This window comes from Thermomonas sp. S9, assembly GCF_024704365.1.
Lineage (GTDB): Bacteria > Pseudomonadota > Gammaproteobacteria > Xanthomonadales > Xanthomonadaceae > Thermomonas.
The window spans coordinates 2,640,636-2,649,887 of record NZ_JAJDFY010000001.1 but is presented as its reverse complement, the minus strand read 5'-3'; the positions used below and the strand labels follow the sequence as shown (position 1 = coordinate 2,649,887).

General features: G+C 65.2%; 14 protein-coding genes. All 14 read left to right on the top strand.

Annotated features, from left to right (window positions below):
* Positions 1 to 23 precede the first annotated feature (23 nt).
* Entirely contained in the window at positions 24 to 2,147 is a 2,124-nt protein-coding gene (gene fusA / locus LJB71_RS13445; protein WP_259304568.1) for an elongation factor G, read from the top strand.
* Between the two features lie 96 nt (positions 2,148 to 2,243).
* The gene (gene tuf, locus LJB71_RS13440) at positions 2,244 to 3,434 is read left to right on the top strand and encodes an elongation factor Tu (protein WP_259304567.1); all 1,191 of its coding nucleotides are present in this window, start codon (positions 2,244 to 2,246) and stop codon (positions 3,432 to 3,434) included.
* A gap of 445 nt (positions 3,435 to 3,879) precedes the next feature.
* The gene (rpsJ, locus tag LJB71_RS13435; RefSeq protein ID WP_005408208.1) at positions 3,880 to 4,191 is read left to right on the top strand and encodes a 30S ribosomal protein S10; all 312 of its coding nucleotides are present in this window, start codon (positions 3,880 to 3,882) and stop codon (positions 4,189 to 4,191) included.
* A gap of 11 nt (positions 4,192 to 4,202) precedes the next feature.
* Positions 4,203 to 4,859, top strand: a complete 657-nt coding sequence (gene rplC / locus LJB71_RS13430) for a 50S ribosomal protein L3 (RefSeq protein ID WP_259304566.1) — start codon at positions 4,203 to 4,205, stop codon at positions 4,857 to 4,859.
* Positions 4,860 to 4,861: 2 nt separating this feature from the next.
* Positions 4,862 to 5,464, top strand: a complete 603-nt coding sequence (rplD, locus tag LJB71_RS13425) for a 50S ribosomal protein L4 (RefSeq protein ID WP_259304565.1) — start codon at positions 4,862 to 4,864, stop codon at positions 5,462 to 5,464.
* Positions 5,461 to 5,757: a 50S ribosomal protein L23 gene (gene rplW / locus LJB71_RS13420; protein ID WP_240126757.1), complete on the top strand. Its 297-nt coding sequence runs from the start codon at positions 5,461 to 5,463 to the stop codon at positions 5,755 to 5,757. The genes rplD and rplW overlap by 4 nt, the downstream gene beginning before the upstream one ends.
* A gap of 11 nt (positions 5,758 to 5,768) precedes the next feature.
* Positions 5,769 to 6,596: a 50S ribosomal protein L2 gene (gene rplB / locus LJB71_RS13415; RefSeq protein ID WP_114959702.1), complete on the top strand. Its 828-nt coding sequence runs from the start codon at positions 5,769 to 5,771 to the stop codon at positions 6,594 to 6,596.
* A gap of 6 nt (positions 6,597 to 6,602) precedes the next feature.
* Positions 6,603 to 6,869: a 30S ribosomal protein S19 gene (gene rpsS, locus LJB71_RS13410; protein ID WP_259304564.1), complete on the top strand. Its 267-nt coding sequence runs from the start codon at positions 6,603 to 6,605 to the stop codon at positions 6,867 to 6,869.
* A gap of 10 nt (positions 6,870 to 6,879) precedes the next feature.
* Positions 6,880 to 7,215: a 50S ribosomal protein L22 gene (rplV, locus tag LJB71_RS13405; protein WP_114959860.1), complete on the top strand. Its 336-nt coding sequence runs from the start codon at positions 6,880 to 6,882 to the stop codon at positions 7,213 to 7,215.
* A gap of 1 nt (position 7,216) precedes the next feature.
* On the top strand, positions 7,217 to 7,975 hold the full coding sequence (gene rpsC, locus LJB71_RS13400; protein ID WP_259304563.1) for a 30S ribosomal protein S3: 759 nt from the start codon (positions 7,217 to 7,219) through the stop codon (positions 7,973 to 7,975).
* A gap of 3 nt (positions 7,976 to 7,978) precedes the next feature.
* Positions 7,979 to 8,392, top strand: coding sequence for a 50S ribosomal protein L16 (gene rplP / locus LJB71_RS13395; RefSeq protein ID WP_259304562.1), 414 nt, complete (start codon positions 7,979 to 7,981; stop codon positions 8,390 to 8,392).
* A complete protein-coding gene (rpmC, locus tag LJB71_RS13390) occupies positions 8,392 to 8,583 on the top strand; it encodes a 50S ribosomal protein L29 (protein ID WP_259304561.1) in 192 nt (63 codons plus the stop codon). The genes rplP and rpmC overlap by 1 nt, the downstream gene beginning before the upstream one ends.
* 12 nt (positions 8,584 to 8,595) lie before the next feature.
* Positions 8,596 to 8,859: a 30S ribosomal protein S17 gene (rpsQ, locus tag LJB71_RS13385; protein WP_114959697.1), complete on the top strand. Its 264-nt coding sequence runs from the start codon at positions 8,596 to 8,598 to the stop codon at positions 8,857 to 8,859.
* A 15-nt stretch (positions 8,860 to 8,874) separates the two neighbouring features.
* The gene (gene rplN / locus LJB71_RS13380) at positions 8,875 to 9,243 is read left to right on the top strand and encodes a 50S ribosomal protein L14 (RefSeq protein WP_114959696.1); all 369 of its coding nucleotides are present in this window, start codon (positions 8,875 to 8,877) and stop codon (positions 9,241 to 9,243) included.
* The last annotated feature ends 9 nt before the right edge of the window (positions 9,244 to 9,252 follow it).

Below are 9,252 nucleotides of genomic sequence, written 5' to 3'. Positions count from 1 at the left end.
TCCGAAATCATTGAGAGGCTCCCGTGGCCCGTTCCACTCCCATCGAGCGTTACCGCAACTTCGGCATCATGGCCCACATCGATGCCGGCAAGACCACCACGTCCGAGCGCATCCTGTTCTATACCGGCAAGAGCCACAAGATCGGCGAAGTGCATGATGGCGCGGCCACCATGGACTGGATGGAGCAGGAGCAGGAGCGTGGCATCACGATCCAGTCCGCCGCCACCACTGCGTTCTGGAAAGGGATGGACAAGACCTTCCCCGAGCACCGCTTCAACATCATCGATACCCCCGGGCACGTGGACTTCACCATCGAGGTCGAGCGCAGCCTGCGCGTGCTCGACGGCGCCGTGTTCGTGCTGTGCGCTGTGGGCGGCGTGCAGCCGCAGTCGGAGACCGTGTGGCGCCAGGCCAACAAGTACCACGTGCCGCGCATCGCGTTCGTCAACAAGATGGACCGCACCGGTGCCAACTTCTACAAGGTGCGCGACCAGCTGAAGGCACGCCTGGGCGCGGTGCCGGTGCCGATGCAGGTGCCGATCGGCGCCGAGGACAACTTCGAGGGCGTGATCGACCTGCTGAAGATGAAGGCGATCCATTGGGACGCCGCCTCGCAGGGCCTGAACTTCGAATATCGCGACATTCCGGCCGAACTGCAGGCGAAGGCCGAGGAAGAGCGTGCGTTCATGGTGGAGTCGGCGGCCGAGGCCTCCGAGGAGCTGATGAACAAGTACCTCGAGGAGGGCGACCTGTCCGAGGCCGAGATCATCGCCGGGCTTCGCGAGCGCACCCTGAAGACCGAGATCGTGCCGATGTTCTGCGGCTCCGCGTTCAAGAACAAGGGCGTGCAGGCCATGCTGGACGGCGTGATCAACCTGCTGCCGTCGCCGGTGGACGTGCCGCCGGTGAAGGGCGTGGACGTGGACGACGAGACCAAGGAGCTGAGCCGCGAGTCCAGCGACAAGGCCCCGTTCTCGGCGCTGGCGTTCAAGATCATGACCGACCCGTTCGTGGGTTCGCTGACCTTCTTCCGCGTCTACTCCGGCATGCTCAACGCCGGCGACCAGGTGCTGAACTCGGTCAAGGGCAAGAAGGAGCGCATCGGGCGCCTGCTGCAGATGCACTCCAATCAGCGTGATGAGATCAAGGAAGTGCTGGCGGGCGACATCGCGGCTGCGGTAGGTCTGAAGGACGTCACCACCGGCGATACGCTGTGCGCCCTCGACGCCCCGATCGTGCTCGAGCGCATGAGCTTCCCGGAGCCGGTGATCTCGATGGCGGTCGAGCCGAAGACCAAGTCCGACCAGGAGAAGATGGGCAACGCCCTGAGCCGCCTGGCGCAGGAAGACCCTTCCTTCCGCGTGCGCACCGACGAGGAGTCCGGCCAGACCATCATCGCCGGCATGGGCGAGCTGCATCTGGACATCATCGTCGACCGCATGAAGCGCGAGTTCGGCGTAGAAGCCAACGTCGGCAAGCCGCAGGTGGCCTACCGTGAGACCATCCGCAAGTCCGATGTGAAGAGCGACTACAAGCACGCCAAGCAGTCGGGCGGCAAGGGCCAGTACGGCCACGTGGTGATCGAGCTGTCGCCGATGACCGCCGAGGACAAGGCCAACCCGGACACCAGGAACGACTTCCTGTTCATCAACGAGATCACCGGCGGCGTGATTCCGAAGGAATTCATCCCGGCGGTCGAGAAGGGCATCCGCGAGACCATCACCAGCGGCCCGCTGGCCGGCTACCCGGTGGTGGGCGTCAAGGTGAAGCTGGTGTTCGGCTCGTACCATGACGTCGACTCGTCGGAAATGGCGTTCAAGCTCGCCGCGTCGATGGCCTTCAAGGAAGGCTTCCGCAAGGCCGATCCGGTCCTGCTGGAGCCGATCATGAAGGTCGAGATCGTCAGTCCGGAGGACTACCTGGGCGACGTGATGGGCGACGTGAGTCGCCGCCGCGGCGTGCTCCAGGGCCAGGACGACAGCCCCTCGGGCAAGATCATCAACGCGATGATCCCGCTGGGCGAAATGTTCGGCTACGCCACTTCGCTGCGTTCGATGACGCAGGGGCGCGCGACCTTCTCGATGGAGTTCGACCACTACGAGGAAGCGCCGAACAACATCGCCGAGGCGGTGATCAAGAAGGCGTAAGGGTCGCCGTCCGGCAGCCGGGAGCCGCAGCGCGTGCTTCCGGCATCCGGGTTCGCATTTCCAGTTTCCAATCCCCAATTTTCGGAGTTTCAAACCATGGCAAAGGGTAAGTTCGAGCGCACCAAGCCCCACGTGAACGTGGGCACGATTGGCCACGTGGACCACGGCAAGACGACGCTGACGGCGGCGCTGACGAAGGTGGGCGCGGAGCGTTTCGGTGGTGAGTTCAAGGCGTACGACGCGATCGACGCGGCGCCGGAAGAGAAGGCGCGCGGGATTACGATCTCGACGGCGCACGTGGAATACGAGAGCCCGACGCGCCACTATGCGCACGTGGACTGCCCCGGCCACGCCGACTACGTGAAGAACATGATCACGGGTGCGGCGCAGATGGACGGCGCGATTCTGGTGTGCTCGGCGGCGGACGGCCCGATGCCGCAGACCCGCGAGCACATCCTGCTGTCGCGGCAGGTGGGCGTGCCGTACATCGTGGTCTACCTGAACAAGGCGGACATGGTGGACGACAAGGAGCTGCTGGAGCTGGTGGAGATGGAGGTCCGCGAGCTGCTGAGCAAGTACGACTTCCCGGGCGACGACACCCCGATCATTGCGGGTTCGGCGCGCCTGGCGCTGGAAGGCGACCAGTCGGAGATCGGCGTGCCGTCGATCATCAAGCTGGTGGATGCGCTGGACACCTGGATTCCGGAGCCGGAGCGTGCGATCGACAAGCCGTTCCTGATGCCGGTGGAGGACGTGTTCTCGATCTCGGGCCGGGGCACCGTGGTGACCGGGCGCATTGAGCGTGGCGTGATCAAGGTGGGCGACGAAATCGAGATCGTGGGCATCCGTCCGACCCAGAAGACGACGGTGACCGGCGTGGAGATGTTCCGCAAGCTGCTGGATCAGGGCCAGGCGGGCGACAACGCGGGTCTGCTGCTGCGCGGCACCAAGCGTGACGAGGTGGAGCGCGGCCAGGTGCTGTGCAAGCCGGGTTCGATCACCCCGCACACCGAGTTCGAGGCGGAGGTGTATGTGCTGTCGAAGGACGAGGGTGGTCGCCACACGCCGTTCTTCAAGGGGTATCGTCCGCAGTTCTACTTCCGCACGACCGACATTACGGGTGCGGTGGAGCTGCCGGAGGGCACCGAGATGGTGATGCCGGGCGACAACGTGAAGATGAAGGTGACGCTGATCAACCCGGTGGCGATGGACGAGGGCCTGCGCTTCGCGATCCGCGAGGGCGGCCGCACCGTCGGCGCCGGCGTGGTGTCCAAGATCCTCAAGTGACGCGATGCCCCGCGCGCTCCGGCGTGCGGCTGGCCCGAGCGTCATCCTCGCGCATGCCGGGATCCGGGGTGTTCAGCCCCGTGGTTCCCGGTGGGCGCGGGCTTGAAAAGCAGAATCAGGGCTTGCACAGCTCTGATTTCTTCCGTTAGAATGCAAGACCCTTGCGCAATGTGAGTTGCGGAGGGGAGCGAAATGAGGTGCAGGACGCGCCTCGTGTTCGCCAGACAGGGAGATGTCGCGTGGCAAGGCCTCGTCCGCCCCGGAAATGTCCGGGGCATATCGGCGGGGCCTTTCGGCGCGTTCATGGAAACCTCCTTGCCTGGTTGGACGATGGCCTGTCGCTTGGCGGGCTGGGCAGGACGCAGTGGTACCTGTCGTATTCACGGGGCGTGGCGCACATGACGCCGCCACGCCTGACGCTCTTTAGACACGAGGCATTCCTCCCATGGCGGACCAAAAGATTCGCATCCGGCTGAAGGCGTTCGATCATCGCCTGATCGACCGTTCGGCCAGCGAGATCGTCGAGACGGCCAAGCGGACCGGCGCGCAGGTGCGCGGCCCGATCCCGCTGCCGACCAAGATTGAGCGCTACACCGTGCTGGTATCGCCGCACGTCGACAAAGACGCGCGCGACCAGTATGAAACCCGCACGCACAAGCGCGTGCTCGACATCGTCGATCCCAACGACAAGACCGTGGATGCGCTGATGAAGCTCGAGCTCGCGGCTGGCGTCGACGTCCAGATCAAGTTGACCTGAGGAGGCCACGAATGAGCGCGAAGAAGTATTCGCTCGGCATCGTCGGTCGCAAGGCCGGCATGAGCCGCATGTTCACCGAGGACGGCAAGTCTGTGCCGGTGACCCTGATCGAGGCCACGCCGAACCGCATCACCCAGATCAAGACCGTGGAGACCGACGGCTACAGCGCCGTGCAGGTCACCGCCGGCGTCAAGCGCGCCAGCCTGCTCAGCAAGCCGGCCGCCGGCCATCTGGCCAAGGCCAGGGTGGAAGCCGGGCGCGGGCTGTGGGAGCTGCGCGTGGAGGCCGACCAGATCGGTGGCTTCGAAGTGGGCGGCGAGATCAAGGCCGACATCTTCGAGGTCGGCCAGACGGTCGACGTCCAGGGCGTTACCAAGGGCAAGGGCTTCCAGGGCACGATCAAGCGCTGGAACTTCACCATGGGCGACGCGACCCACGGCAACTCGCTGTCGCACCGCGCGCCGGGCTCGATCGGTCAGCGCCAGACCCCGGGCCGCGTGTTCCCGGGCAAGAAGATGGCCGGCCATATGGGCCATGTCACCCAGACCACCCAGGGGCTGCAGGTGGTGAAGGTGGATGCCGAGCGTGGCCTGATCGCCGTGCGTGGCGCGGTTCCCGGTGCGCCGGGTGGCGACGTGATCGTGCGCCCGACGAGCAAGGGAGTCTGATCATGGAACTGAATATCAACGGCGGTAGCAAGCTGGCCGTGTCTGACGCGGTGTTCGATCGCGCGTTCAACGAAGACCTTGTGCATCAGGTCGTTGTTGCTTACCGCAATGCGGCGCGCGCGGGCACCAAGGCGCAGAAGACCCGTTCGGAAGTCCACGGCACCACCAAGAAATCGAAAAAGCAGAAGGGCGGCGGCGCCCGTCATGGCGCCCTGACCGCGCCGATCTTCGTCGGTGGTGGTGTCACCTTCGCGGCCAAGCCGCGCAACTTCGCGCAGAAGGTGAACCGCAAGATGTACCGCGCGGCGATGGCCGCGATCCTGTCCGAGCTGAACCGCCAGGGCCGCATCACCGTGGTCGAGGCCTTCGACGTGGATGCGCCGAAGACCAAGGGCCTGGTGGCCAAGCTGGCCGACCTGAAGGCGGGCAAGCGTCCGCTGATCGTGACCGAGGAAGCGACCGACAACCTGTACCTGTCCGCCCGCAACCTGCCGTACGTGCAGGTGCGCGACGTGCAGGGTCTGGATCCGGTTGCGCTGGTCGGCGCCGACACCGTGGTGGTCACCACCAATGCGGTGAAGAAGATCGAGGAGTGGCTGGCATGAGCGCCAATCTGTACGAAGTGATCCGTGCGCCGCGCGTGTCCGAAAAGACTGCGCGCCTGCAGGAAGTCTCCAACCAATACGTCTTCGAGGTCGCCAAGACCGCGACCAAGGCCGACGTGAAGGCCGCGGTCGAGAAGATTTTCGACGTCAAGGTCGAGGCGGTGAACGTGGTGAACGTGAAGGGTAAGTCCAAGTCCTTCAAGTTCCGCCAGGGCCGCCGCGGCGATTGGCGCAAGGCGTACGTCACCCTGGCCGAGGGCCAGGCGATCGACGTCATGACCGTCTCGGCCTGAGGAACAAGTCCATGGCATTGATGACATTCAAGCCCACCTCCGCCGGCCGCCGCAGTGCGGTCCGCGTGGTGACGCCCGATCTGCACAAGGGTGCGCCGTACGCCGCGCTGGTGGAGAAGCAGGGCAAGACCGGTGGCCGCAACCACCACGGCCGCATCACCACCCGCCACATCGGCGGTGGCCACAAGCAGCACTACCGCATCATCGATTTCAAGCGCGACAAGGAGGGCATCCCCGCCCGCGTCGAGCGCATCGAGTACGATCCCAACCGAACCGCGCACATCGCGCTGCTGTGCTACGCCGATGGTGAGCGCCGCTACATCATCGCGCCCAAGGGGTTGAAGGCGGGCGATCAGGTGATGTCTGGCCGCGATGTGCCGATCAAGGCCGGCAACACCCTGCCGCTGCGCAACATCCCGGTCGGTTCCACCGTGCACTGCATCGAGATGAAGCCCGGCAAGGGCGCGCAGCTCGCCCGTGCCGCCGGTGCCGGCGTGCAACTGGTCGCCCGTGAAGGCGTCTACGCCACCCTGCGCCTGCGTTCCGGCGAGATGCGCAAGGTGCCGGCCGAGTGCCGCGCCACCATCGGCGAGGTCGGCAACGACGAGCACGGCCTGGAGAAGCTGGGCAAGGCCGGCGCCAAGCGCTGGCGCGGCGTGCGCCCGACCGTTCGCGGTGCGGCCATGAACCCGGTCGATCACCCGCACGGTGGTGGCGAGGCCAAGGCCGGCCAGGGCAACCCGCACCCGGTCACGCCCTGGGGCGTGCCGACCAAGGGGTACAAGACCCGCAAGAACAAGCGCACCCAGCAGTTCATCGTGCGCGACCGCAGGAGCTAATCGGCAATGGCACGTTCACTCAAGAAAGGCCCGTTCATCGACCACCACCTGCAGAAGAAGGTGGAGGCCGCGGGCAGCAGCAAGAAGCCGATCAAGACCTGGTCGCGTCGTTCCACGATCCTGCCGGAAATGATCGGGTTCACCATCGCCGTGCACAACGGCAAGAACCACATCCCGGTGCTGGTCAACGAAAACATGGTTGGCCACAAGCTTGGCGAATTCGCCGTGACCCGCACGTTCAAGGGTCATGGCGGCGACAAGAAGTCGAAGTAAGGAGATGACGATGGAAGCGAAGGCAATCCTGCGCACCGCGCGCATCTCCCCGCAGAAGGCCCGCCTGGTCGCCGACCAGGTGCGCGGCCTGCCCGTGGCGCGCGCGCTCGACCTGCTGAAGTTCTCGGACAAGAAGGCCGCCGGCATGATCTACAAGGTCGTGTTCTCTGCCGCCTCCAACGCCGAGAACAACGTCGGGGCCGATGCGGATGCGCTGAAGGTCAAGACCATCATGGTCGATGAAGGTCCGGCGTTGAAGCGCTTCATGGCGCGTGCGAAGGGCCGTGGCACGCGCATCACCAAGCGCACCAGCCACATCACCGTGGTCGTGGGCGAGGGCAACTAATATGGGTCACAAAGTCAATCCGATCGGCATCCGCCTGGGCATCGCCAAGGACTGGAACTCCAAGTGGTATGCCGGCAAGAAACAGTTCGCCGAGTTCCTGTCGGGCGACCTCAAGGTCCGCGACATGCTGCGCAAGAAGCTGGCGCAGGCCGGCATCAGCAAGATCCTGATCGAGCGTCCGGCCAACAACGCCCGCGTCACCATCCACACCGCCCGCCCGGGCGTGGTGATCGGCAAGCGCGGCGAGGACATCGAGAAGCTGCGCAAGGAAGTGTCCGATGTGCTCGGCGTGCCGGCGCACATCAACGTCACCGAGGTCCGCAAGCCGGAGCTCGACGCGCAGTTGGTGGCCGAGTCCATTGCGCAGCAGCTGGAGCGCCGCATCATGTTCCGCCGCGCCATGAAGCGTGCGGTCGGCAATGCGATGCGCCTGGGCGCGCTGGGCATCAAGGTCAACGTGGCCGGGCGCCTGAACGGCGCCGAGATCGCGCGTTCCGAGTGGTACCGCGAAGGTCGCGTGCCGCTGCACACCCTGCGCGCCGACATCGACTACGGCTTCGCCGAGGCGAAGACCACCTACGGCATCATCGGCATCAAGGTGTGGGTCTACAAGGGCGAAATCTTCGATTTCAGCCAGATCGGCCAGGAAAAGCAGGACGATAGCCCGGCGCCGCGCGGCGACCGTGGTGACCGCGAGCGTCCGCGCGGTCCGCGTCGTGACCGTGGCGACCGCGCCGAGCGCGGCGAAGCGAGGGAATAAACCATGCTGCAACCCAAGCGAACCAAATACCGCAAGGTCCACAAGGGCCGCAACGAGGGCCTGAGCTGGAGCGGCAACGCCGTCAGCTTCGGCGAGTACGGCCTGAAGGCGACCGCCCACGGCCAGCTCACGGCGCGCCAGATCGAGGCCGCCCGGCGTTCCATCAGCCGCTACGTCAAGCGCGGCGGCAAGATGTGGATCCGGGTGTTCCCCGACAAGCCGATCACCAAGAAGCCGATCGAAGTCCGTATGGGCGCCGGTAAGGGCAACGTGGAGTACTGGGTGGCGCTGGTGCAACCCGGTCGCATGATCTATGAAATCGAGGGCGTGAGCGAGGAGGTGGCGCGCGAGGCGTTCCGCCTGGCCGCGGCCAAGCTCTCGGTCACCACCCAATTCGTGACCCGGACGGTGCGCTGATGGAACTCAAGCAACTGCGTCAGAAGTCGGCGGACGAACTGAAGGCCCACCTGGTCGAGCTGCAGAAGGAGCGCTTCGCGCTGCGCATGCAGAAGGCCACTGGCCAGCTGCCTCCGTCCAAGACCCATGAGCCCCGCCGCGTGCGCCGCGAGATCGCTCGCGTCAACACGCTGCTTGGCCAGATGAAGTAAGGAACGGGCGCCATGACCGAACAAACCAAGAAGCTGCACACGGTCGAAGGCCGCGTGGTCAGCAACAAGATGGACAAGACCGTGACGGTGCTCGTCGAGCGCCAGGTCAAGCATGCGCTGTACGGCAAGTACATCCGCCGCTCGACCAAGCTGCACGCCCACGACGCCGAGAACTCGTGCAACGAGGGTGACGTGGTGCGCGTGGCCGAATGCGCGCCGATGTCCAAGACCAAGAACTGGCGCGTGGTGGAAATCATCACCCGTGCCGCCGAGTAAGCAGGAGAGACAGCCATGATCCAGATGCAGAGCTTTCTCGACGTTGCCGACAACTCGGGTGCCAAGGAACTGATGTGCATCAAGGTGCTGGGCGGTTCCAAGCGCCGCTATGCCGGCATCGGCGACATCATCAAGGTGTCGGTGAAGGACGCCATTCCGCGCGGCAAAGTGAAGAAGGGCGACGTATACGACGCCGTGGTGGTGCGCACCCGCAAGGGCGTGCGCCGTCCCGACGGCTCGCTGATCCGCTTCGACGGCAACGCTGCGGTGCTGCTGAACAACAAGCATGAGCCGATCGGCACCCGCATCTTCGGGCCCGTGACCCGCGAGCTGCGCTCCGAGAAGTTCATGAAGATCGTCTCGCTCGCGCCCGAAGTGCTCTGAGCGGAGGAA